Below are 23,340 nucleotides of genomic sequence, written 5' to 3' on the forward strand. Positions count from 1 at the left end.
CTATGCTCCTTTACATGAGTCAACCACAGGAAGCGACACCCCCTCCCCTGCACTCCGTGTCCGTAGCCGGAGTAGTGGTGCGCGAGGACGGCCGCCTCCTGGCGATCCGCCGAGCCGACAACGGAACCTGGGAACTTCCCGGCGGCATCCTCGAACTCAACGAGACACCCGAAGCCGGCGTAGCCCGCGAGGTCTGGGAAGAGACAGGCATTCGCGTCGAGGTGGACCAACTCACCGGCGTCTACAAGAACACGACCCGAGGCATCGTCGCCCTGGTCTTCCGCTGCAAGCCCTCCGGCGGCACCGAGCGCACCTCAAGCGAGTCGACAGCCGTTGCCTGGCTCACGCCCGACGAGGTCACCGAGCGCATGTCCGAGGTCTACGCGATCAGACTCCTGGACGCCCTGGACGACAAGGGCCCCCACGTGCGGAGCCACGACGGCAAGCAACTCACCACAGCGGGATAAGACTTTCTCTACTTCATCAAGGCCCGCGCACGGCGCGGGCGCGCGCCGCCTAAGCGGCGCGGCCTGCCTCCTGTCTCCGCCCCGGCTGGCCGCGCCCGGCGGCGCGCTCGGCGACTGCGGGCATGAAGTAGGAGACACCCTCTGTGGCTGGGGCGGCCGGCTCCGCGGCTTTAGCCACCTCCCCGGTTCGGGTCCCGCGTCGAGCAAGGCCAGGGGGCCACTCGTTCAAATTCCGGGCAGGATCACAGCCTGCCCGAGTTGCCGGCCAGCGTACGGCCCCCTGATCATGCTCGACCCCAAACCGGGCAGGCCACCGACCAAACCCGCTCCACCGACCTTGGGCGATCGCCCCGAACCTCGAGCTTTGGCTGCAGGCACGCCCTACGCTTACACCGATCCCAGAGTAAGTGGACCGGGGCAAGATGGAAGTGGGCAGCATGGCAGAGCGACTTGAGCGTCGGCAATCGCTACAGACTATTGCCTGGTTTAACGACCTCAATAACCGCCAACTCCTCAACCTGACCCCGCCTTATCAAAGGCGCTCGGTCTGGAACCAGCAGTACAAAGAATACTTCGTCGAGACGATTCTCCTGGGGTACCCAGCCCCTGCAATCTTTCTCCATGAAGACATTCGGGCAGATGGCACGGCACACTATCATGTCGTAGACGGAAAGCAGCGCCTCACCGCCATCTTTGAATTCATCTCAGGAGACTTCCCGATCGCGGAAGATTCCGTACTGGAGCGGTTCCAGGGAAGGTATTTCACGACACTAGATGACGAAACGAAGAAGTCATTCTGGACTTACCAGTTCCTCGTTGAGTACCTTCCGACAACAGATGAAGCGACCCTCAACAATGTGTTCGATCGCATTAACCGCAACGTGGCGAAGCTCACCAAGCAAGAACTCAGGCACGCGAAATTTGATGGGCGATTCGCTAGGGCCGCAGAGGACATGACAGAACTCGTAGAAGAATCTCTTCCAGTTAGCGTTCCCCACTTCGCCCCCGCGTCGAAACGGCAGATGAAGGACGTTGAGCTTGTCGCTCAGTTGCTTCTGCTCATTGAGAACGGCCCCCAGGCCTTCTCGCAAGAAGAGCTCGATGTGGCATACAGCAACAGAGACAGCGAGTGGGAGGCCGAAACAGCCGCTCGGGCAAAGTTCACACAGACGATTGAATACTTGAAGCAAGTATTCTCCGACTCCAACTTGGCAAACTTCCCTCCCCCTGTGCGACGAATCAAGAATCAGGCCGACTTCTATTCACTATTCGGCTCTTCAGTCGAGCTACAGGCGAGTAACTGTCTACCTTCAGCCTCGAAGGCAGCGGAGCGTCTGGCCCGATTCCTTGAGAAGGTATCGGACGAGGAAATGCGGGTCGATAACAAACGAGCACTCCTCTATTACAACGCTGCACGGTCGGCTTCGAATGACGCCAAACAAAGGAACACCCGAATCGCTATCATCTCCAAGGTCCTCACAGGAGAATCGGAGGGCTAGGGATGGCCATTCCGAGTCGCGTACTCAATGCCTATCGGCAGATTGAGCCGACGCTAGACGTTGTCGATCGGTACGTGTCCCAAACGTTGAGGGCTTGGTGCGACCAGCGTAGCTATCCATTTAAGGGTAGAAAGAAACAGCTCCCTTCCCTGTCCGAGAAATTGGAATCTGGTCGATTTGAACGCTGGTCTCAGGTCGACGACCTGTACGCCTGCACTGTCGTGGTACCGACGGCCACGCATGAGGATGCAGTACTTCGATTTCTCTCAGGGGCGTTTGACGAGGTCGAAGTACGCAGAAGAAATTCGACACAGAAGGCACCTGAAGTATTCCGATTCGACTCGACTCGCTTCGTAGGAAGGATTCGATATCTTCCAGGATTGGAGATCCCTGAAGAAGCGGCCGGAATTCAGTTCGAGGTTCAGATCCCTACCGCCTTCGAGTACGCCTGGTCCGTTGTCACCCATAACCTAGTGTACAAAACTGACGACTTCGACTGGCGCAAGCAGCGACTTGCGGCCCTCCTGAAGGCATCAGTTGAGCAGAGCGAGCTTCTCATTTCGGGATTTGAAGCCAACGTGGAGATCGTTCCAAAGTCACCTCATCCAGAGTCTGACGCAAAGCAAGAGATCGTGGAGATATTCAGGCAGCTGGTCGAGTCTGGGGCGATCTCAAGAGAACTAGAGCCAGCAAGTTGGAGTCGTTTTGCCGACAACTTCTACTCCTTGGTGAAGAGTTACGCTGGCGGCTGGTCGGCCCCCGCTAAATCACTTGTCCTGGCATCAGCCATCAAGGAGAAAGTGGAGAAGGCAGGGGATTGCGCCGGACTGATGAGCGGCTCTATCTTCCAAATTGCCCTCGGCGCTGTAGGGTCAGCAATTGTCCCCGGGGCCAACTTGTCGAAATTTGTGGTGGTTGACAGTGTCGAACTACGAGACTTCCATAATCTAGAGGCCATCCCAAAGGCATTCGACTTCGAAGGCTAGCGTGCCACCCCATAATTTCGACGCGGGTGGTACAAAGAGATACCAACAGGGCTGGCGTGTCGTCATGCCCCAGGTTGGATCGGCGAGGCAATTGAGGGCACTGCTAACCGCTGAAACAGGTGAGGAGCGCCCGTTTGCCGGAACCTTGGTTGGAGGCGCCACGACGCAGAAGGGCACCACTGGATGGAGGGCCCTCCTACGTCATCTTTTCTTTGCCGCTACCCGAAGGCCGGCTGTCGTCAGCAGCATGAACGTCGAAGAGTTCCGGTGTCACCACCCGGCGAACGCGACTTGTTGCGTCCAAGGCCAGACGCCCACTCAAGTTACTTCGGAACAAAGTAGCCCTCTGACCGTCCAAGGCCGACGGAAGTCGGCTGACAAAGCCAGAAGCCCATGGCATCTGATCTGGTCAGAGCCATGGGCTTCTCTTGCTGTGCTGGTCGGCGTGGCCGTGGATCAATAGGCGGACCCACGCGGATCGCTCGTTGGCCGGAGGTGGCCACGGCTCGTTGCGACGCGGTAGACATCCCGCAGAGCCCCGGTCAGCTCGTTGGCCAGGCACCGCATCTCGCCAGGGGACGTGCCCTGGTCGTCGAGAGTTGCTGAGGCCTCTTCCAACAGTGCGCTTGCCGTGTCGAGTTGGATCGCTTCGATGTCGTCCGCGAGGCGGGACATGTAGCCGTCCGGGTCGTCAGTGCTCAGGTAGCAGGGCTTGTCCCCCGGGCCCGACCACGGGAGGAGCCTAAGTTCGTTCGATGTCGTCATCCTTGGGTTGGCCTCTCATTGAGCACGTGGTGGGCGGTGAAAACGGCGTCGGCTCGATCTCCCGGAAAGGCCAGGAGCGCGGCTTCAACGACGCGGCCGGCCGCATCGGTGGCGATGCGGGTGATCGCGAGAACGGCCATGTTGTTTCCGATCCGGAGGGCCGACGCTTCGTGGGGGGTGGGAGAGCGGGCGCAGACCGTCTCTTGGATCGTGGCCGGCGGCGGGCCGAGGACGGCGAATCTCGTGACCGCCTCGCGGCACGCGGAGTCGTCGTCGAGGACTCCGGCCGGGGCCAGGTCGCGCGGGATGTAGATGCGGGCCAGGCCATGCGGCGACCCGTGTTCGAGGCTGAGGCAGGTGTACTCCGCGAGAGGGCGCCCCGTTGGCACCTTCAGCAGCGTCGCCAGGTGCAGCGAGGCCGGAACCGCGGTGCTGCGAACCGTGACGCGCACCGTTGGCTCAGCGGCGGTCCAGGGATCCAGCGTGCCCCATCCACCGACGTACATGATCTTGCGACGGGGGTGACGGACGAAGTTGCCTTTGCCATGGATCTTCTCGACGAGGCCTTCGCCCTGGAGCACGGCGATGGCGCGGCGCAGGGTCACTGTGCTGACCTTGTACCGGGTGGCCAGGCCGACTTCGGACGTTAGGCGCTCGCCAGGTTTGATGCTGCCCGTCGTGATCTGGTGGCGGAGATCGTCGGCGATGTCGTGGTGACGAGAGGGCACGGCGCCGGTCACCGCCTTCTCATCAGTCGTACGGCGACGAGCCGAGTACGAGCGTGTATGGCCAGCAGTTCGCCCGACTCGAAGACCAGTTGCTTGGCCCCTTGGGGGAGCTGGAAAAGGTCTCTCACCCGGCATGCCTGGCCGCCGAGTTGGATGATGTCGCCGCGCTGCACCGTGGCCGCGGTGACCTCGATGTGGGAAACCAGCGCACCGACGGGGACTTGAGGCCTCAAGGCGTCACCTCCACGGGCACGGACCGGTCGGGCGTCGCGTGGCACGGGCAGTCGCAGGCCTCATAGATCACCGGGACGTCGACTGGTGCCAAGAACGGGGAGGACTCAACGCAGGAGAAGTGTGTGCCGATCCGGCACGCGATCGAGCGGTAGGGGACGGAAGCGGTGTCCGCACCGCGTGGCTGTCGACAAGGGGGCATCAGCGAACCCCTGCCAGGGCCGACCAGGCATCGGCCGGCAGGCGAGGCGCGACAACCACCGCTCGGGCCTGTAGACGCTCTTCCCACGCCACCAGGTACGGACGGACAAGCGCGACGTCCTCACCCCTCAGCGGGCGACGGTGGACCGCGCCAGTCGAAGGCTGGCCCAGGACGACGGTCGACGCGTCAGCCGACGCAGCGGAGGTGCGAGCGGCCAGCGGCCGGGAAGGCGGTAAGGGGCGGCGGTGCCAGCCCTTGGAGATGTACCGCTCTCTGGTGAGCGAGGCGGCACGACGGATACGGTTGAGCATGCTGTTCAGCTCCTATCGCTGATAGCCCGGTCCCCCGACATCGCCCGTCGTGGGGACCGTTTTGCGTACGACCGCCCATAAGGTGCGGCCGTTCAAGCTGGTGGCCAGGAGTCCGAATCGATCGGCATCGGCCACCACGTCCAGGACCTCCCGCCATGACTCGGCGGAGAGCGTTTCCGGTACTTCTGCCTCGACCGTTGTGAACCGGTTGTGCTCCTCCACGCGCGTGGGGAGCCCGGCGGCGGACAGCCGGGCGGCGATATCCGCCGCACTCACTCCCGAAGCGGACACAGCACAGCCCCCGTCACCGGCGATCACTTTCAGTGAAGCTAGTTAACTAGATTAGAGCTAGTGGACTAGATTTTCCATATGTCTGAGCAACCGCCGTATCTCCGCATCGCCGACGAACTCCGGCAGCGCATCGTGGAGCACGTCTGGGAACCGGGGGACCGTCTCCCCTCCCGCGCGCAGATCGGCCAGGAGTGTGGCGTGGGCGAGAACGTGGTGCGCCGGGCACAGGAGTTGCTGATCTCCCAGGGTGTGTTGGAAGGCCGAGCCGGATCGGGCACGTACGTCGCCGAAGCCCGGCAACGCGTTCGAGTCGTGCGGTCGTCCGCACGCGAACAGCCAACGGGGTCCCCGTTCCGCCAGGACATGCAGGCTCTCGGCAGGCAGAGCGATTGGGAGAGTCGGACCGAGGCGAAGGTGCCGGCCCCGACCGAGATCGCCGCGCGGCTGGGGATCGCCGAGGGCGAGTTGTGCGTGCGGACGACATACGAGTTTCTGGCGGACGGCAGGCCAGTGCAGCTGTCGACGAGTTGGGAGCCCTACGACCTCACCGCCGGCACACTCGTCGTCCTCCCCGAGGGAGGGCCGCACGCCGGGGCAGGTGTCGTGAACCGCATGGCGGTGATCGGAGTGACCGTCAGCCATGCGGTGGAGCAGCCGGAGCCGCGGCAGGCGACCACCGAGGAAGCGTCGCTACTCGGCATCCAGAAGGCCGCACTCGTGACGCACATCCGGCGGACGTACTACAGCGACCAGGGCCGGCCCGTGGAGACAGCAGACATCGTGGTGCCCGCAGCGCACTGCGAGATTGTCTACGAGATCCCAATATGCCGCTGAGAGGCAGCTACAAAGCAGTACCCACCCCTCGGCACGCGGTATGGGAGCTCTTCATCTTGCGTGCTGGTGGCGGGGCTCAGACTGCCGCCGTGCACCACGGGTGACTGCGCTATGGCGGCGAGAGAGCCTTAGACAATTACGCGAAAACAGACCCTCGACGCGCTTACGGAAGACATGGCCCGCCCCATACTGTCAGCTGAACAGGGGGCTTGGACCGCTGTGGCGCTTCGCGCCAACTTTGTTCACGCCTGCAAGCGTGCCTCAGTGGGAGGTCAGCAATCCCTTGAAACGGCAGCAGTAGTACCCGTAGTGGTGGGACGATACCTCCATGTCGCGCATATACACGGATCTCTCGCCCCATGACTTCGAGATCCTCGTCAGAGATCTTCTGCAGGCAAATCTCGGAGTGAGGATGGAAACATTTCCGCAAGGGCGTGACGGGGGGGTCGATGTGCGACTCCATCGCGCTGGCAGAGAAGAACTGATCGTTCAATGCAAGCATTCACCCGGGAGAACTTACGCACAAATCAAGGGCAATCTTGAGGCCGAAGCGAGAAAAATCGGAAGCCGCTTCAAATGTAGGTACATGCTCATAACATCCGCATCTCTCACGCGTGGAAATAAGACCGAGATCGCAAAGCTTTTCTCTGGAGTGCGGCTCACTCCAGAGGATATTTACGGAGTAGACGATCTGGACAATCTGTTGCGGCTATACCCGGAGGTCGAGAAAAGAAACTTCAAACTCTGGATCACCTCAAGCGCAGTACTCGAGTTTTTGATGCACTCGGAACTCCACCGCAGAAGCGAAAGCCTAGTGGATAGAATCATCCGTGGCCGAAAACTTTACGTTCACAGCGAAGCATTTCCTGCTTCTTTGGAAATTTTGGAGAGTCATAAAGTCTGCATCATTTCCGGGCAGCCAGGCATTGGTAAAACCACCCTCGCGGAAACTCTGCTCGTGAGGTTGCTCGCCGATGAGTGGCAGGTGCATGTCGCATCCGAAGATATCTCAGATATCGAACGCATCTGGAATCCTGTGGAAAAGCAGGCATTCTTGTATGACGATTTTCTGGGGCAGACGTCCCTTCTTGACAAGCTAAACAAAAACGAAGATAGTAGAATTGCTCAGGTAATCGAAAGGGTGCGTTGCTCTCGAAATAAGCGCCTTATCATGACTACGCGTGAATACATTCTTCAACAGGCTGAGCAAATCCATGAACCTCTGCATCGGCTCTCAGCCTTGCGAGACGGAAAGCTGGTCCTAAACTTGGAGCATTACACGCGCCACCAGAAAGCTCAGATCTTTTACAATCACATGCATTTCGCGGAGCTAGGTAGCTCTGCGGTTAGTTCCGTACTGCGTGAGAAGCGCTATCGAGTCGTCGTTGACCATGCCAACTTCAATCCTCGAATCATCGAGCTAGTAACGTCCAACTTTAAGAGGTCTGGCCGAAAAAGTGCGGACTTTTACGAGTATCTTGCAAACGCCTTGCGTAACCCAAAAGATTTGTGGGAGCAGATCTTTCAGAACCAGCTGGGGGAGACCGAAAGGATTTCTCTTCTCATCCTAGCCACGGTCGGCGAGAAAATCTTTCTGGGTGACCTGCACGCCGCGTTGACGACATATGAAAGAGCAAACTATGGCTCAGCTCGCACGAGTCTGCATCACCTAAAGCTGGCTTTGAAAAAGCTGGACGGTACGTTTGTTGTACTGAACTCCAATGCGCGCCTAACTGACGCTCTAAGTGGAATCCATCCAGGCAACCCTACTACGCTGGTTGCCCTCGCTAATCCGTCGTTCATCGATTATGTGAGGGCCTATCTGGCATCAAGGCCGGAAGAGATTTCTCAAATTTCAATTGGCTGCACATTTTTTGAACAAGCACAAACGCTCGCTAACTGGGAAATTGGTTTCGACCCACTGCTGTTCGGGGCTGCTGAGGCATTTTTGGGCGCGTCCGCAACGAGCGTTAAGCGTCTGAAAAGTGCGCGCGTTCCTCAACTGGCGGCAGGGCAACAAGGCCTTGTCATGCAGGCAATGGTTCGACTGATGGATGCCAAGTCCTGCTACTGGGTGAGAGATTCGAATTCTCGTTACGGTTTCGTTCGGCAAGAGTTCACAGATGGCGAGCGTCATCTCACAATGCTTCTCCTCGACGGAAAACATGGCCAAACCCTGCTACGCGGTGAAGTTCTGCAACTTATCATGGAGGCTCTGCGTAATCGACTCGTGTGCCAAACTCCGACAGACCCTCTTACTCTTGAAATTCCGTTGCTGCGCTACCTATCCCGATACGGGGAACTCACAGCGGCTGTCATTGCTGCGAGAGATATAATCGCCAGTAAACTGGCCGAAAACCTGGAGCATCCGGATGACTTCAGAAATGTCATTTCTGTGTATGGATTGCTAGATGTTCCAGAATCGGAACAGTCTCGATTTCTGGAAGCAGACCTACGGGCTCGATTTGCCGAATTCATGCCTACTTGGATTCGCGACGAGTCGGATAGAGTTAACGATCTCACAGATTGTGAGGTGGCAATCGACGATGTGCAGCGAGCTCTTGAAGTATTCGATATGGGTGAAGTGTTTGACATTTCCCCTCTACGTGAACGTCTAGCCTTTTTGCGTGAGGAATTTGAAGGTGCGGAAAGGCGGTGGTTCGAATATGAGGAAGACGAACGCGAAGGAGGAGGCGGCGTTGTCTCAGTACCCAGGTATCCCCCGCCTGTCCTTCCCTCGACTGCCGACCCTGTAGATGATCTCTTCGACACACTGAATTACTGATCGGCGTATTGGGGTCTGGTTCTGTGTGTTGGCGATGTCAGCGCAAGACGTTTCCAGAACCTCTTGGTTGCACTGGTGCTAATGAGCCCCCGTACAGGCATGCCCGCCACGGGCGGGAGGCCATCACTAGATGGAAGTTTATATTTGCTGTTTGGCTTCTCTCCTTCCCATGGCCCAGGGATGACGAGTGGCGCGCCAACCCGCAGGGCCCGTCTGCAGTCGAGGATGGCCGTACAGCAGCGAAGTACCGCAACCACAGCAACCGCTCCGGTCCGCTACCGCCTCTCCGGCGCGTTGCAGCAGCCGGTATGACCTCCCCTGGGCGATCCGGCTAGAACTACGGATCAGAAGGTTGCAGGTTCGAATCCTGCCGAGTGCACAGCAGACCAGAGGCCCTAAGGATCACTCCTTAGGGCCTCTGGCTTTTACGTTGACGGCAGCGTTTGACGGCAACCGCCTTTGCGGACCGACCGGAATGCTGTCCAGGCTGAGGGTGGTCCGGCCTTTGCTTCTTGGCGTCCGCGCGCGAGGAGCGAGACGGGTCGGGGCTTCGAGATCAGATCAGGGCTTTGCCCACCTCGTAGATGGTCGGTCGATCCCCCGGCGCGTAGCTGAGCATCGCGTCGATCAGTTCGCCCAGCTCACCGGGCACCTTCACGGCCCGACGCCGGCCGTTGGCCACCGCCTCTCGCTGCACGGGACGTGGAGCATCGTCCGGGTACGCGACCGCCCGCCAGCCCGTGGCGGAGATGAGCAGCGACGCTGATGCACTACCGCCCCCTCATCGGGGGTACCGGGCATCGAGGTCCGGACTCACGCCACGACGCTCTACAACTCGATCTACCGGGCCGATGATCAGGCACTGGTCAGCGCCCACGTCTGGGGCGTGAACGCCTACAAGGCCCCCGTGTGGCACCTGCGCCGAAACGGGGAAGGCGGCATGTTCGACACCTACGCAGACAGCTTCGACGCGGTGTGGGCAACCGCGACACCAGCACGAGAGAAGTGATCATGGCGCGCACCGAGTACTACGACGGCCCAGACGCCCCCAAGCCGAACAGTCTGGTCGTCGCCGCGTCCGCAGTGGTCACCGACGACGAGGGACGCATCCTCCTCCAGCGCCGGCGGGACAGCGATCTCTGGGCGCTGCCCGGCGGCGGCATGGAGATGACCGACTCACTCCCAGGAACGGCTGTCCGCGAGGTGAAGGAGGAAACGGGCCTGGATGTCGAAATCACCGGGCTCGTGGGCACGTACACCGACCCACGCCACATCATCGCCTACTCGGACGGTGAGGTGCGCAGGCAGTTCAACGTCTGCTTCACCGCCCGTGTGGTCGGCGGCCAACTCGAGATCTCGGACGAGTCCACCGAGCTGCGGTTCGTGCAGCCAGCGGAAGTTGCACCACTGCCGATGCACCACACGCAGCGGCTCCGGATCCGTCACTTCCTGGAGCACCGTGAGCAGCCCTACCTCGGCTGATCGAGACCTGCGACACCCGCTTCAGAGTTCGATCCATCTGTTGTGACCTAGGCATCTCACTCCGTGCCATCGGTTGCGGTCCTCCTGAAGCGCTGCCAACCGTCCCGCTCGACCGGTGAACTGGAAGCCGGGGATGGCTAGGGTGCGTCCATGACGTCACATCAGGCGGATGCCGCGTAGGTCCCCGCGAGCGCTCACGTTCCCGCGTACGGCGGGCGGGGCGAGGGTGCGGTGGCCAGTCTGTTCATCAGCGCGTGCCCTGGGCCCCCAGTGTGTACGGCCGTGCACACATACCTCTTCGTCGACGGTCTCGACCTGGTGGCGCGCAGTGACAGCAGGATGGCGGGCCACGCCCCGGAGCGGTTGCTCCGCCCCGGTGGCCCGCTCTGCCCGGCCGACACGCTGCGCACGGCGGAGGTGGCGACCCAGGAGTGGCCCGAGCCGGGGTCGGACACGCTGACCTTCCGTGTACGTCTCCGGGGTGCGGCGGTCATCTGGTCCGGCCTGATGTATCCGGGGCCCGACGGCCGGGTCGTCGAGGAGGTGCGCTTCTGCCTGGAGCAGTATCTGGGCGAGGTCGGGCGAGCGTACGAGGCGTTGCAAGGCCGTCCTGGCCGGTGACCGGCTGCTGGGGGCCGGGAGCCGTCGTCGCCCCCCGCTGCGACGCAGGTAGCACTCCGGTGGGCGGCGGATCCGAGGCGGCGGTCCTGCGCCGGGTCCCAGCGGGGCCGGGGGTGACCGGCCGCCGCGTCCTGGCCGGGCGCGCGGCGGACGGGCACCACCCGATGCCGGCCGGCCCGGAGCGGGTGCCCGTCGGCCGCTTCTGGTCGGGGTCACCGAGGCCCCGGCCCGCCCGGAAGCCCATCTGCCGGTGGGATGGGCCGAGTTGACGGACCTCCCGGGTGGAAGCCCGCGCGGTCAGGCCGACTCGGGGACGGACGGGGTCGTCCCGGCCGGTGCCCGCAGGATGCGGCGGGGCCGGGTCGGCATGCCCAGCGTCGGGTGGGCGACGCTCCAGGCGGCGCCCTTGCAGACCACTTCCTTGTAGACGGCGGCGATCCGTCCCGTCAGGGCTGCCCGCACGGCGCGGTCGTCGGCGGTGACGTACTGGATCAGGCCCTCCTTACGGCCCAGCGAGACGCACTGGTTGAAGTAGCGCGGCTGCGTGGTCGGCAGCTTGCCGCCGGTCAGGCGTGCCGCGAGGGCGTCGGCGGCCTGCCACGCGGCGGGGGTGCCCGAGGCGCAGGACATCCGCAGGGGCTTGTCGCCGGGGCCCATGGCCAGGGCCGCGTCGCCGACGGCGTACACGTCCGGGTGCGAGACCGAGCGCATGGTCGCGTCGACCACGATCTGGCCCGTGCCGGAGACCTCCAGGGTGGTGGCCTGCGCGAGCGGGTGGACGGCGAAGCCGGTCGTCCACACGGTGACCGCGGCCGGGACGGAGATGCCGTCGGCGGTGGTGACGTGGTCGGCCTCCACACCGGTGACGGAGGCGTGCTCGTGCACCGTGATCCCGAGCGTGCGGAACACCTTCCTCAGGTGCCCGCGGCCCTTGGGCGAGAGCCAGTCGCCGAGCTCGCCGCGCACGGCGAGGGCCACGTCGAGGTCGGGGCGGGCCTCGGCGATCTCGGTCGCGGCCTCGACACCGGTCAGGCCGCCGCCCACGACGAGCACGTGCTGTCCGGCGTCCAGTCCGGCCAGGCGGTCGCGCAGGCGGAGCGCCCCGGGGCGGCCGGCGATCTGGTGGGCGTGCTCGGCGGTTCCCGGGACGCCCTGGGGGTCCCAGTCGCTGCCGAGGGCGTACACGAGGCTGTCGTAGCCCAGTTCCTCGGTGCCCTGAGCGCCCTGGACGGTGACGGTCCTGCGGTCGACGTCGAGGCCGGTGACCTTCGCGAGCTTCAGTTCGACGCCGCTGCCCGCGAACATCGCGCTGAAGGGCCGGGGGGCGAGGTCCTGGCCGGTCGCCAGCTGATGCATGCGGACGCGCTCGACGAAGTCCGGCTCGGCGTTGACGAGGGTGATGGTGACGTCGTCGCGGTGGAGCCGCTTGGCGAGGCGCCCGGCGGCGATGGCTCCCGTGTATCCGGCTCCGATGACGATGATGCGGTGCTGCATGTCCTGACTCCTGTCTCTGCGCGGGTTCGTCCCTTGAACCGGACAGCCCGCCGTTTCCTGACAGGACGCCGATGTGAAGCAGGTCACATCGGCGTCAGAAGACGTGCAGCAGGGGTTCCCCGTGGTCGGTGGCCGCCCACCGCCGGGTCGCGCGTTCGAGCTTGTCGGGGTTGATCTGGTTGCGGACCGCGGCGATGCCGTCGGCGGTGATCTCCAGGCACATGACGCCGATGACCCGGCCGTCGATGACCAGCACGAGGGCTGGGGCGTTGTTGGCGGACGAGAGATGGACCTCGGGCGAGCCGCCCGCGAGGGCGCGCTTGGCCGTGCTCGGCTTGAACAGTCCCCGCAGGAACGTGGCGACCGCGAGGGCACCCTCGAACGCCTTGGCGCGGGCAGGGACCTTGCCGCCGCCGTCGCCGATCGAGACCGCGTCCTCGGTCAGCAGCCGCACGAGCGGTTCGGTCCTGCCGCTGGTGGCGGCCGAGAGGAACTCCTCGATGATCCGGCGGGCGGCGGCGGCGTCGATCTCGGTGCGGGCCCGGCCGGCGGCGACGTGCTTCTTGGCCCGGTGGAAGATCTGCTGAGCGGCCGACTCGGTGATGTCGAGGATCTCCGCGATGTTCCGGTGCGGGTAGTCGAAGGCCTCCCGCAGCACGTACACCACCCGCTCGTTCGGGGAGAGGCGCTCCATGAGGGCGAGCACGGCGTACGAGACCGACTCGCGCTGCTCGGCGGTGTCGGCGGGGCCGAGCATCGGGTCCCCGGCGAGCAGCGGTTCGGGCAGCCACTGTCCGACGTAGGTCTCGCGCCGGGCGCGGGCGGAGGTGAGCTGGTTGAGGCAGAGGTTGGTGAGGACCTTCGTCAGCCAGGCCTCGGGGACCTCGATGCGGTCGGTGTCCGCGGCCTGCCAGCGCAGGTAGGTGTCCTGCACCGCGTCCTCGGCGTCGCTCGCGGAGCCGAGCAGGCGGTAGGCGATGGCCTCCAGGCGTGGCATGAAGGCCTCGAACCGGTCCATGTCGTTCATGGTCACTGCCATGGCCCGGATCCTAGCCCTCGCGGTGTGCGACCGGCCCCGGCCCGCCCTCCCGGGAGCGGGCCGTGGCCGGTCGCCGGGGTGGGTGACGGAGACGCGGAGGAGGCCCGCAGGAGGAGTCCTGCGGGCCTCTCGTGACGTGCCTACGGCGGAGGGGCGGGGCTGCGGGGAAAAGAGGTGTCAGCCCGTGAGGCCGATCGCGCCTCCGGGGCGTCCGCCCCGCGTCAGGGCGGCGATCACGAGGGAGACGGCGGTGGTCGTGACGAGACTTCCCACCATGATCATGCCCACGCCGATCACGAAGAGGCCGCTGGCGTCGTCGGACCAGTCGTAGGCGGAGGCGACGGTCAGCCCGGCGGTGATGCCGGCGACGGGCCCGGCGATGCTCTGCCGCGAGGCCGCCCAGTACAGCGGTATCAGCAGGGTCAGCACCAGGCCGGCCACCTGCCAGGCCGCGTAGGGCCCGGTCGTCGAGCCGTCGGGGTGCACGTCGTACTGCTGGTCCCAGCCCAGCCAGGCGGCCCAGAGGACGGGTGCCGCCAGGGCCGGTACCAGGAACGCCCACAGCGGGAGGGAGGGATCGTCGAGTCGTCGTCGCATGGCTCCAGCATCCCGGGCGCCGTCCCGGACGGCCGGAGCGCACGTACTCGTTCCTCCCTGAGTACTTCAGGCAACCGGCGTGGGCATGTCGCGCCGGAAGGCAGGAGTTCACGAGCCGGCCCGGGCCGTCAGCGTGCGTACGAGCCGAGGCCCACCAGGCAGTACACGTATGCGTTCACGGTCGCCCCGCCGATGGTGACGCGGGACGAGAAGGCGTACTGCGTACGGGGTTCGGAGGCACACCTGCTCATGTCGGAGGTCGCGGGGATCGTCTCGATCACCTGGTAGTGGGCGTCCGCCGCCGCGCAGGAGACCTCCTCCACGTCGCTGACCTCCTGCGCGGTCGTGGAGTCCGGCAGCGTGCCGTTGAGGCAGGTGCCGGACGTGTACGGGTCGGGAGTCTGGTCCCCCGCGTCGTACGGGTCCTGCGTGTACGGCTCCTCGGTGTACGGGGTTTGCGTGTACGGGGCTTGCGTGTACGGGCCCTCGGACGCCGCAGCGGAGGGGGCTTCGGTGTGCGGGTCCTGCGAGGAGAGGGCGTCCTTGGAGAGGGACGCCGGGGACCCCGACGGGGGCGGGGACGCGGTGCTGTCGCCCTCGCCGATCGAGTCGACCAGCAGTACCGCCAGGACGAACGCGGCGGCGACCGCGAGGAATCCCAGCCACCTGACGCCGTTCGACGGCCCCGGCACCGCGATGCGCAGGAGCACCTCCTGCCCGCCGACGTGGGCCCGGACGAGGTCACCGTCCTGTGCGGGCGGGATGCGTATCCGGGTGTCGCCGGTCGGCAGGGACAGCGTGACGACGGCGCCGTCGGCGGCCTGCCGCGACGTGAGCGAGAGGGGGAGCTCCGGTAAGGACACGAGGACAGTGTGGCGCGCAGCGGCGGCGAATTGGAGATGTTTTCTAGAACATAACTTTAGAAATGTCACGGTCCTAGGCTGGCCGTCACGGAGGCGTCGTCCGTACGCCGGGCCGAGCGGGGAGCGTGGGAGCGGGAATGGGTGGCTGGCGGTGCACCGGTCTGAGCTGGCCGCACGACGCGCCCGTGCTGAGGTGGGCGCGGGGCGAGGGCACGGGGCCGGGGCGGACGAGCGTGCTGGCGTACGGGAAGGAGCTCGGTCTCCGCGCCGAGGGTGAGCGGCACTGCGTGGGGGCGCGCGGCAACCTGTGTCCGCTGGGGGCCGTGGTCCCGGTGAGGAGTACGGGCGCTCGCTGCGCCGAGTGCGCGCGCCTGGACCGGGCTCATTCCGTCGCCGCCGACACGATCGCCGACGACCCGCGGACCTACCGCGTCTATCTGGCCTGGTTCGGGCCGGGCCTGGTCAAGGTCGGGATCACCGGCGAGGCGCGGGAGGCGGCGCGGCTGCGGGAGCAGGGCGCCGTGGTGTTCAGCTGGCTGGGGCGCGGGCCGCTGATGGCGGCGCGGCGCACGGAGGAGCTGTTGCGCGCGGCGCTCGGGGTGCCGGACCGGATCCCGTACGCGCGCAAGCGGGCGGTGCGGGCGGAGCTGCCGGGGTCGGCGGAGCGGGCCACCGAGGTCGAGGAGCTGTACCGCCGGGCCGCCGCGCTGGAGGGGGCCGGCTGGCCGGAGGCCCTGGAGCGGCTGCCGTTCGACCCGGTCGACCATGTCGGGGTGTTCGGGCTCGACGGCGTGAGCCCGGCGGCGCGGGTGGTGACCGGGCTGGTGGACGGCGGCGTGGTGTCCGGGCGGCTGGTGGCGGCGGCAGGGCCCGATCTCCACCTGGAGACGGTGGACGCCGGGATCGTCGTCCTGGACACGCGGCTCATCACCGGCTGGGACCTGGTGGCCTCCGGCGCACGGGAGGGGACGACCGTGCCGGTCGTGGCCGTGGGAGGCGGTGGCGTGCAGGACGGGCTGTTCTGAGATCGTCGCCGGGGAGTTCTCCCGAGCTGTACGAGGCGCGTGAGGCAGGTGGGGCGGATGAGCAGCGACGACCGTGACCGTGAGGACGTCGTACGTTTCTGGCAGCGACTCGGGCTGCCCGGGATCATCGACGTGCACACGCACTTCATGCCGGAGCGGGTGCTCCGCAAGGTGTGGGCGTACTTCGACTCGGCGGGGCCGCTGACCGGTGTGGAGTGGCCCATCACCTACCGGCAGGACGAGGACGAACGCCTCGCGGTGCTGCGCTCGTTCGGGGTGCTCCGCTTCACCTCGATGCTCTACCCGCACAAGCCAGGTATGGCGGCGTGGCTGAACGGCTGGGCCGCCGGCTTCGCGGCCCGGGTGCCCGACTGCCTGCACACCGCGACCTTCTTCCCGGAGGAGGAGGCGCCGGTGTACGTGCGCGAGGCGGTCGAGGCGGGGGCGCGCGTGTTCAAGGCCCACCTCCAGGTAGGGGCGTACAACCCGAACGATCCGCTGCTGGACCCGGTGTGGGGGCTGCTCGCGGAGGCCGGGGTCCCGGTGGTGACGCACTGCGGTTCCGGGCCGGCGCCCGGTGCGTACACCGGGCCCGGGCCGATCGGGCGGCTGCTGGCCCGGCATCCGCGGCTGCGCCTGGTGGTGGCCCACATGGGGATGCCGGAGTACGCGGAGTTCCTGGCGCTCGCGGCCGTGTACCCCGAGGTGCGGCTCGACACCACGATGGCCTTCACGGACTTCACCGAGGGCCTCACCCCGTTCCCGGCCGGGCAGCGTGGGCGGCTCGCGGATCTGGGGGACCGGATCCTGCTGGGCACGGACTTCCCGAACATCCCGTACCCGTACGTCCACCAGCTGCGCGCCCTGGAACGGCTGGGGATGGGCGACGCGTGGCTGAGGGCGGTCTGTCACGGGAACGCGAGCGAGCTGTTCGGGGTGGGGTGAGACGCCGGAGGCGGGCGTTTCTCAGGAAATTCACAGGGAGGCGAAAGGTCTCTCTCACGGCCGTCTCACAGGCTCGACCCATGACGACGACCTCGCCCCAGGGGCGCACCGAACTCCTCAGGCCGGACCGCACCCCCGTACGCGTACTGGTGGTGGACGACGAAGCCCCGCTCGCCGAGCTGCTGTCCATGGCCCTGCGGTACGAGGGGTGGGAGGTGCGCAGTGCCGGGGACGGCGCCGGCGCGCTCCGTACGGCACGGGACTTCCGCCCGGACGCCGTGGTCCTCGACGTGATGCTCCCCGACATGGACGGCCTCGCCGTGCTGGGCCGGCTGCGGCGTGAGCTGTCCGACGTGCCGGTGCTGTTCCTGACCGCGCGGGACTCGGTGGAGGACCGGATCGCCGGGCTCACGGCGGGTGGCGACGACTACGTCACCAAGCCGTTCAGCCTGGAGGAGGTCGTGGCCCGGCTGCGCGGGCTGATCCGGCGCTCGGGTACGGCCTCCGTACGCGGCGAGTCGACGCTCGCCGTGGGTGACCTGGTGCTGGACGAGGACAGCCACGAGGTGAGCCGGGGCGACGACTCGATCCACCTCACGGCGACCGAGTTCGAGCTGCTGCGCTTCCTGATGCGCAATCCGCGCCGGGTGCTGAGCAAGGCGCAGATCCTCGACCGGGTCTGGAACTACGACTTCGGGGGCCAGGCGAACGTCGTCGAGCTGTACATCTCCTACCTGCGCAAGAAGATCGACGCGGGGCGTTCCCCGATGATCCACACCCGGCGCGGGGCGGGGTATCTCATCAAGCCGGGTGAGTGAATCCGTGAGTGGGAGGACGACACGACGGCCCTGGACGCTGCGCACCCGTCTCGTCGTGTACGCGGTGACGCTCATCGCGGTGGTCGCGGCCGTGATCGGTTCGGTCACCGCGATCGCCTTCCGGAGCTACATGGCGGGGAAGCTGGACGACCAGCTGCACGAGATCGCCAGGGTGGCCCAGCAGCCCCCGCCGGGCAGCGGCACGATGGCTCCGGGCGGCGGCCCCGCGGGCGACGAGGAGCCGTTGGCCTTCATCGGCAGGGGCACGCCCGACACGTTCGGTGCCGTGGTCTCCGGCGGTTCCGTCACCTCCTCGAAGGTGATCAAGGGCCCGGACGCCCGGGAGAGCGCCGAGGAGCTGACCCAGGCGCAGCGGGCGGCCCTCGAAGCGGCCGACGTGGCCCCGGACGGCGAGGCCCATGACGTCGAGCTTCCCGGGCTGGGCGGCTACCGCGTGCAGGTCGTCCCGTCGGGCGCCGGTACCTCCGTCCTGGTCGGCATCCCCACCGCCGAGGTCGACAAGGCCGTCAGCACACTGGTCCTCGTCGAGGTCTGTGTGACGGCGGCCGGGCTCGTCGCCGCCGGGATCGCCGGTGCCGCGATGGTCGGGGTGGCTCTGCGCCCGCTGCGCAGGGTCGCGGCCACCGCGACCCGGGTCTCCGAACTGCCGCTGCACAGCGGGGAGGTGGCCCTGCTGGAACGGGTCCCCGACACCGAGGCCGATCCGCGTACCGAGGTCGGTCAGGTCGGCGCGGCGCTCAACCGCATGCTGGGCCACGTCGGTTCGGCCCTGGAGGTGCGGCAGAAGAGCGAGATGCGCGTGCGGCAGTTCGTCGCGGACGCCAGCCACGAGCTGCGTACGCCGCTCGCCTCGATCCGCGGGTACGCCGAACTGACCCGGCGGGGCAGGGAGCACACCGGACCCGACACCCGGCACGCCCTGGGGCGCATCGAGTCGGAGGCGGAACGCATGACGGGCATGGTCGAGGACCTGCTGCTCCTGGCCCGCCTCGACGCCGGACGCCCGCTCTCGTACGCGAGCACCGATCTCTCTCCGCTGGTCATCGACGCGGTGAGCGACGCACGCGTCGCGGACCGTGCGTCCGGCGGTGCCTCTGGTGCGGTCCACCACTGGCGGCTGGAGCTGCCGGACGTGCCCACGACGGTACGGGCCGACGCGACCAGGATGCAGCAGGTGCTGGTGAATCTGCTGGCCAACGCCCGTACGCACACCCCGCCCGGGACGACCGTCACGGTCCGCCTGCGCCAGGCGCGCCCGGACGTGCCGTGGGTGACCCTGGAGGTCCGGGACGACGGCCCCGGCATCCCGCCCGAGTTGCGGCCGCGTGTCTTCGAACGGTTCGCGCGCGGCGACGCCTCGCGCTCCCGTCACGCCGGATCGACCGGGCTCGGCCTCGCCATCGTGCGGGCCGTCGTGACCGCCCACGGCGGTCTGGCCGAGGTGCGTTCGGTGCCGGGGGACACGGTGTTCGCCGTCCATCTGCCGGCGGACGCGGTGTACGGGAGCGGGGGCGAGGGAGCCGCGCACGTCCCGGACGGTGGCGACGGAGCCGCGCCCGCCTCCCGCGTCACCGGAGCGGTGCCCACGCCCGGCGGCCACGACGGAGCGCACGCGTCCGGTGGCGGCGGCCACGCTCCTGCGCCTGCCGTCGGCGGTTCCGGCCACGGGGTCGCGCACGGGCCGGCGGCGGAGGCCACGGCGGGGCAAGCCGGCGGGTTGATGCCCACGGCGCCCCTGTGACCTGGAAGAACAGTCCTCCCGCCGGGTCCCTGGCGCACTCACAGGCGGACCACAGGCGCAGCACACGGACGTGACAGCGCGGGTGGCGAGTGTCGGTGTCATGCGAACCGACACTCCGTGGAGCACCCTGCCGGCCCGGGACCATCTCCTGGCCGCAGCGGTCGGCGCTCCCGTACTCGACGTGGTGGTCCCCGTTCACAACGAGGAGAAGGACCTCGAGACGTGTGTACTGCGCCTGCACGACCACCTGGCGCGCACGTTCCCCTACGGCTTCCGGATCACCGTCGCGGACAACGCGAGCACCGACCGTACGCCCCGGGTGGCGGCCCGGCTCACGGCCCTGCTCCCGGAGGTCCGGTCGTACCGGCTGGAGGAGAAGGGCCGGGGCCGGGCCCTGCGGACGGTCTGGTCCCACTCGGACTCCCCGGTCCTCGCCTACATGGACGTCGACCTCTCGACCGACCTCAACGCCCTGCTGCCGCTGGTCGCCCCGCTGATCTCGGGCCACTCCGACCTGGCCATAGGTTCGCGTCTCGCCCGTAGCTCCCGCGTCGTGCGCGGATCGAAGCGGGAGTTCATCTCGCGGGCCTACAACCTCATCCTGCGGTCCTCGCTGTCCGCGAGGTTCAGCGACGCCCAGTGCGGCTTCAAGGCCGTACGGCGCGAGGTCGCGCAGCGGCTGCTGCCGATGGTCGAGGACACCGGCTGGTTCTTCGACACCGAGATGCTGGTGCTCGCCGAGCGGGCCGGGCTGCGCATCCACGAGGTGCCGGTCGACTGGGTGGACGATCCGGACTCCACGGTGCACATCGTGCGGACCGCGGCCGAGGACCTCAAGGGGGTCTGGCGGGTAGGCCGGGCCCTGGCCACCGGAGCGCTGCCCCTCGACCGGATGGCGCGGCCCTTCGGGGACGACCCGCGTGACCGGGCCGTGCCCGGGGTGCCGCGCGGGCTCGCCCGGCAGCTGGTCGGCTTCTGCGTCGTGGGCGCGCTCTCCACCCTGGTCTACCTCGCCCTGTACTCCCTCTTCCGGCTGGGCGCCGGCGCCCAGTTCGCCAATGCCGGCGCTCTTCTGGTCTCCGCGGTCGCCAATACGGCGGTCAACCGGAGGCTCACCTTCGGTGTACGCGGCCGAGGAGGCGCGGTGCGCCACCAGGCCCAGGGGCTCGTGGTCTTCGCGATCGGACTCGCCCTCACGAGCGGATCGCTCGCCGCGCTGGGCACGGCGTCCGGGACGGCCGCGCACAGCACCGAACTCGCCGTGCTGATCGCGGCCAACCTCGCGGCGACGGTGCTGCGGTTCCTGCTCTTCCGCGCCTGGGTCTTCCCGGACCGGCGCACCGGCCACCAGGACTCCCGCAAGGGCTCCGCACACGAACTGGGGAACGTCCGATGACCGCCGCCACCCCCTCCGCCCGCGTCCAGGGCCCGTCCGGCGCCCCCGCGGCGCCCGCGCACGTCACGGGCGGGCGGGAGCCGTTGACGCGCCGTATCCGGCGGGGCAGGCCCGAGGACCCGCGGTGGGCGCGGCCCGCCTTCCTCTGCGTGCTGCTGGTCATCGCGCTCGCCTATCTGTGGAACCTGAGCGCGTCCGGTTACGCCAACTCCTTCTACTCCGCGGCCGTGCAGGCCGGCAGCCAGAGCTGGAAGGCCTTCTTCTTCGGCTCGCTGGACTCCGCGAACGCGATCACCGTCGACAAGCCCCCGGCCACGCTCTGGCCGATGGCCCTGTCCGTGCGGATCTTCGGGCTGAGCTCCTGGGCGATCCTCGCGCCCCAGGTGCTCATGGGCGTCGCCACCGCCGGTGTGCTGTACGCGGCCGTGCGGCGCCGGTTCAGCGCCGCCGCCGGGCTGATCACCATGGCCGTCTTCGCGCTGACGCCGGTCGCCGCGCTGATGTTCCGCTTCAACAACCCCGACGCGCTGCTCGCGCTGCTGATGACCGTCACCGTCTACTGCGTGCTGCGCGCGCTGGAGGGCGGCCGGACGAGGTGGCTGGTCTGGGCGGGCGTCGCGGTGGGTCTGGCGTTCCTCTCGAAGACCCTCCAGGCGTTCCTGATCCTGCCGCCGCTGGCCGTGCTGTACGCGGTGTCCGCGCCGGTCCCCGTCCGGAAGAGGTTCGTGCAGCTCGGCCTGGCCGCGCTGGCGGTGATCGTCTCCGGCGGCTGGTGGGTGGCGATCGTCGAGCTGTGGCCCGCCTCCTCCCGCCCGTACATCGGGGGCTCGCAGAACAACTCCTTCCTGGAACTCACCTTCGGCTACAACGGACTCGGCCGGATCAACGGCGAGGAGACCGGCAGCGTCGGAGGCGGCGGCCAGGGCGGCGGCTGGGGCGAGACCGGCATCGGCAGGATGTTCAACTCCGAGATCGGCGGCCAGATCTCGTGGCTGCTGCCCGCCGCGCTGATCCTGCTCGTCGCGGGCATCTGGCTGACCTGGCGGGCCGGGCGGACCGACACGGCCCGCGCGGCGTTCCTCGCCTGGGGCGGCTCGCTGCTGATGACGGCGCTCGTCTTCAGCTTCATGGCCGGCATCTTCCACCAGTACTACACGGTCGCTCTGGCGCCCTACCTCGCCGCACTGACCGGCACGGGTGCCACGGCCCTCTGGGAGCGACGCGGCACGTGGTGGGCGGGTACCACGCTCGGCGTCACTGTCGCGGTGACGGCCGTCTGGTCGTACGTCCTGCTGGGGCGCACGCCGGACCACCTCCCCTGGTTGCGCTGGGCGGTCCTGGCCTGCGGTCTCGTGGCCGCGGTGGGGCTGCTGCTCGCCTCACGGCTGGGGCGCGCGCTGGCGCTCGGCGCGGCGGCGCTGGGGCTCGCGGCGTCGCTCGCGGGGCCGGCCGCGTACACGATCAGCACGCTGAACACCGGGCACCAGGGCTCGATCGTGACGGCGGGCCCGTCGGGTTCGGGCAGGGGCGGACCCGGCGGCGGCGTACCCGGTGGCGGCGACGGCGGTGGCCCCGATGGCGGCATGCGGCCCCCCGGCCAGGGCACCCAGCAGGGCGGAGGTTTCCCCGGTGGCGGGACGCCTCCCGCGCAGGGCGGGCAGGGCCAGGGGCGGCAGGGCCAGACACCGGGTGGCATGCCCGGGGGAGGTGCGGGTGAGCACGGCGCGGGTGGCGGTGGCATGGGCGGTCTGCTCGACGGGGCCTCCGTCGGCTCCGAGGCCAGGACCCTGCTGGAGCAGAACGCCGACGCCTACACCTGGACCGCAGCGGCCATCGGTTCGCAGAACGCCGCGAGTTACCAGCTCGCCACCGGTGACCCGGTGATGGCGATCGGCGGCTTCAACGGCAGCGACCCGTCCCCGACGTTCGAGCAGTTCGAGCAGTACGTGGAGGACGGCGAGATCCACTACTTCGTCTCGGGCGGCATGGGCGGCGGGACGGGCGGCGAGGGCACCTCGTCCCGGATCGCGTCCTGGGTGGAGGAGAACTTCGAGGAGGTGACGGTGGGCAGCGCGACCTTCTACGACCTCACCCGGCCGGCCGGCGCCGAGTAGGACGCCTGCCGAGCGGGAGCGACGACAGGGCGGTGGCCCGGGGGCGGACCCGGGCCACCGCCCTGGTGCGCGCCCCGCCCTTAAG

Annotated in this window: 21 protein-coding genes and 2 pseudogenes; 14 read left to right on the forward strand and 9 right to left on the reverse strand. The window is 67.2% G+C overall.

Features of this window, described 5'->3' with window-relative positions; translation table 11 throughout:
• Nucleotides 1-2: 2 nt before the first annotated feature.
• The 3 genes from ACFY8O_RS20595 (at nucleotide 3) to ACFY8O_RS20605 (ending at nucleotide 2,952) form a co-directional block, all read left to right on the forward strand.
• On the forward strand, nucleotides 3-467 hold the full coding sequence (locus ACFY8O_RS20595) for an NUDIX hydrolase (RefSeq protein ID WP_387904330.1): 465 nt from the start codon (nucleotides 3-5) through the stop codon (nucleotides 465-467).
• 437 nt (nucleotides 468-904) lie between these two features.
• Nucleotides 905-1,966 (forward strand): DUF262 domain-containing protein, encoded by a 1,062-nt coding sequence (locus tag ACFY8O_RS20600; RefSeq protein ID WP_387904333.1) that lies wholly within the window; start codon nucleotides 905-907, stop codon nucleotides 1,964-1,966.
• A 2-nt stretch (nucleotides 1,967-1,968) separates the two neighbouring features.
• A complete protein-coding gene (locus ACFY8O_RS20605) occupies nucleotides 1,969-2,952 on the forward strand; it encodes a hypothetical protein (protein ID WP_387904336.1) in 984 nt (327 codons plus the stop codon).
• A 456-nt stretch (nucleotides 2,953-3,408) separates the two neighbouring features.
• On the opposite strand, the gene ACFY8O_RS20610 is transcribed toward ACFY8O_RS20605, so the two are convergent.
• From ACFY8O_RS20610 to ACFY8O_RS20625, 4 genes are all read right to left on the reverse strand, one after another.
• Nucleotides 3,409-3,717 (reverse strand): hypothetical protein, encoded by a 309-nt coding sequence (locus ACFY8O_RS20610; protein ID WP_387904338.1) that lies wholly within the window; start codon nucleotides 3,715-3,717, stop codon nucleotides 3,409-3,411.
• Nucleotides 3,714-4,457: a GntR family transcriptional regulator gene (locus ACFY8O_RS20615; protein WP_387904341.1), complete on the reverse strand. Its 744-nt coding sequence runs from the start codon at nucleotides 4,455-4,457 to the stop codon at nucleotides 3,714-3,716. Before ACFY8O_RS20615 ends, ACFY8O_RS20610 begins: the two co-directional genes overlap by 4 nt.
• On the reverse strand, nucleotides 4,454-4,678 hold the full coding sequence (locus ACFY8O_RS20620) for a hypothetical protein (RefSeq protein ID WP_387904343.1): 225 nt from the start codon (nucleotides 4,676-4,678) through the stop codon (nucleotides 4,454-4,456). Before ACFY8O_RS20620 ends, ACFY8O_RS20615 begins: the two co-directional genes overlap by 4 nt.
• 523 nt (nucleotides 4,679-5,201) lie before the next feature.
• Nucleotides 5,202-5,480, reverse strand: a complete 279-nt coding sequence (locus tag ACFY8O_RS20625; RefSeq protein ID WP_387904566.1) for a hypothetical protein — start codon at nucleotides 5,478-5,480, stop codon at nucleotides 5,202-5,204.
• A gap of 78 nt (nucleotides 5,481-5,558) precedes the next feature.
• Between ACFY8O_RS20625 and ACFY8O_RS20630 the strand changes: the two genes are divergently transcribed.
• The gene (locus ACFY8O_RS20630; RefSeq protein ID WP_387904346.1) at nucleotides 5,559-6,314 is read left to right on the forward strand and encodes a GntR family transcriptional regulator; all 756 of its coding nucleotides are present in this window, start codon (nucleotides 5,559-5,561) and stop codon (nucleotides 6,312-6,314) included.
• 328 nt (nucleotides 6,315-6,642) lie between these two features.
• Nucleotides 6,643-9,099, forward strand: coding sequence for a restriction endonuclease (locus ACFY8O_RS20635; protein WP_387904349.1), 2,457 nt, complete (start codon nucleotides 6,643-6,645; stop codon nucleotides 9,097-9,099).
• A gap of 556 nt (nucleotides 9,100-9,655) precedes the next feature.
• Here the strand turns inward: ACFY8O_RS20635 and ACFY8O_RS20640 are convergent.
• A pseudogene (locus tag ACFY8O_RS20640) lies at nucleotides 9,656-9,862 on the reverse strand (protein kinase family protein); the annotation flags it as partial.
• On the opposite strand from ACFY8O_RS20640, the pseudogene ACFY8O_RS20645 reads away from it, so the two are divergent.
• The 3 genes and pseudogenes from ACFY8O_RS20645 to ACFY8O_RS20655 form a co-directional block, all read left to right on the forward strand.
• Nucleotides 9,862-10,108, forward strand: a pseudogene (locus ACFY8O_RS20645) (XRE family transcriptional regulator); the annotation flags it as partial. The pseudogenes ACFY8O_RS20640 and ACFY8O_RS20645 sit on opposite strands and share 1 nt — an antisense overlap.
• Nucleotides 10,109-10,110: 2 nt before the next feature.
• A complete protein-coding gene (locus ACFY8O_RS20650; RefSeq protein ID WP_387904351.1) occupies nucleotides 10,111-10,581 on the forward strand; it encodes an NUDIX domain-containing protein in 471 nt (156 codons plus the stop codon).
• 282 nt (nucleotides 10,582-10,863) lie between these two features.
• Nucleotides 10,864-11,202 carry a hypothetical protein gene (locus tag ACFY8O_RS20655; RefSeq protein WP_387904354.1) on the forward strand — a complete coding sequence of 113 codons (339 nt, stop codon included), beginning with the start codon at nucleotides 10,864-10,866 and terminating at the stop codon, nucleotides 11,200-11,202.
• Between the two features lie 297 nt (nucleotides 11,203-11,499).
• On the opposite strand, the gene ACFY8O_RS20660 is transcribed toward ACFY8O_RS20655, so the two are convergent.
• The 4 genes from ACFY8O_RS20660 to ACFY8O_RS20675 all read right to left on the reverse strand — a co-directional run bounded on the left by ACFY8O_RS20660 (nucleotide 11,500) and on the right by ACFY8O_RS20675 (nucleotide 15,195).
• Entirely contained in the window at nucleotides 11,500-12,696 is a 1,197-nt protein-coding gene (locus tag ACFY8O_RS20660) for an NAD(P)/FAD-dependent oxidoreductase (protein WP_387904356.1), read from the reverse strand.
• 94 nt (nucleotides 12,697-12,790) lie between these two features.
• Nucleotides 12,791-13,735 carry an RNA polymerase sigma factor SigJ gene (gene sigJ / locus ACFY8O_RS20665; RefSeq protein WP_387904358.1) on the reverse strand — a complete coding sequence of 315 codons (945 nt, stop codon included), beginning with the start codon at nucleotides 13,733-13,735 and terminating at the stop codon, nucleotides 12,791-12,793.
• Between the two features lie 177 nt (nucleotides 13,736-13,912).
• Nucleotides 13,913-14,332: a hypothetical protein gene (locus ACFY8O_RS20670; RefSeq protein ID WP_387904359.1), complete on the reverse strand. Its 420-nt coding sequence runs from the start codon at nucleotides 14,330-14,332 to the stop codon at nucleotides 13,913-13,915.
• 128 nt (nucleotides 14,333-14,460) lie between these two features.
• Nucleotides 14,461-15,195 (reverse strand): LppU/SCO3897 family protein, encoded by a 735-nt coding sequence (locus tag ACFY8O_RS20675; RefSeq protein ID WP_387904361.1) that lies wholly within the window; start codon nucleotides 15,193-15,195, stop codon nucleotides 14,461-14,463.
• A 137-nt stretch (nucleotides 15,196-15,332) separates the two neighbouring features.
• On the opposite strand from ACFY8O_RS20675, the gene ACFY8O_RS20680 reads away from it, so the two are divergent.
• The 6 genes from ACFY8O_RS20680 to ACFY8O_RS20705 all read left to right on the forward strand — a co-directional run bounded on the left by ACFY8O_RS20680 (nucleotide 15,333) and on the right by ACFY8O_RS20705 (nucleotide 23,255).
• On the forward strand, nucleotides 15,333-16,220 hold the full coding sequence (locus tag ACFY8O_RS20680; RefSeq protein WP_387904364.1) for a DUF2797 domain-containing protein: 888 nt from the start codon (nucleotides 15,333-15,335) through the stop codon (nucleotides 16,218-16,220).
• A gap of 57 nt (nucleotides 16,221-16,277) precedes the next feature.
• Nucleotides 16,278-17,165, forward strand: a complete 888-nt coding sequence (locus ACFY8O_RS20685; RefSeq protein ID WP_387904365.1) for an amidohydrolase family protein — start codon at nucleotides 16,278-16,280, stop codon at nucleotides 17,163-17,165.
• 80 nt (nucleotides 17,166-17,245) lie between these two features.
• Nucleotides 17,246-17,983, forward strand: coding sequence for a response regulator transcription factor (locus ACFY8O_RS20690; RefSeq protein WP_145807807.1), 738 nt, complete (start codon nucleotides 17,246-17,248; stop codon nucleotides 17,981-17,983).
• A 4-nt stretch (nucleotides 17,984-17,987) separates the two neighbouring features.
• Nucleotides 17,988-19,745, forward strand: coding sequence for a sensor histidine kinase (locus tag ACFY8O_RS20695; protein ID WP_387904368.1), 1,758 nt, complete (start codon nucleotides 17,988-17,990; stop codon nucleotides 19,743-19,745).
• A 100-nt stretch (nucleotides 19,746-19,845) separates the two neighbouring features.
• Entirely contained in the window at nucleotides 19,846-21,141 is a 1,296-nt protein-coding gene (locus tag ACFY8O_RS20700; RefSeq protein WP_387904371.1) for a glycosyltransferase, read from the forward strand.
• On the forward strand, nucleotides 21,138-23,255 hold the full coding sequence (locus ACFY8O_RS20705) for an ArnT family glycosyltransferase (RefSeq protein WP_387904374.1): 2,118 nt from the start codon (nucleotides 21,138-21,140) through the stop codon (nucleotides 23,253-23,255). The genes ACFY8O_RS20700 and ACFY8O_RS20705 overlap by 4 nt, the downstream gene beginning before the upstream one ends.
• Nucleotides 23,256-23,340 lie beyond the last annotated feature (85 nt).

It is taken from the genome of Streptomyces argenteolus (assembly GCF_042902585.1).
Classification (GTDB): Bacteria; Actinomycetota; Actinomycetes; order Streptomycetales; family Streptomycetaceae; genus Streptomyces; species Streptomyces argenteolus.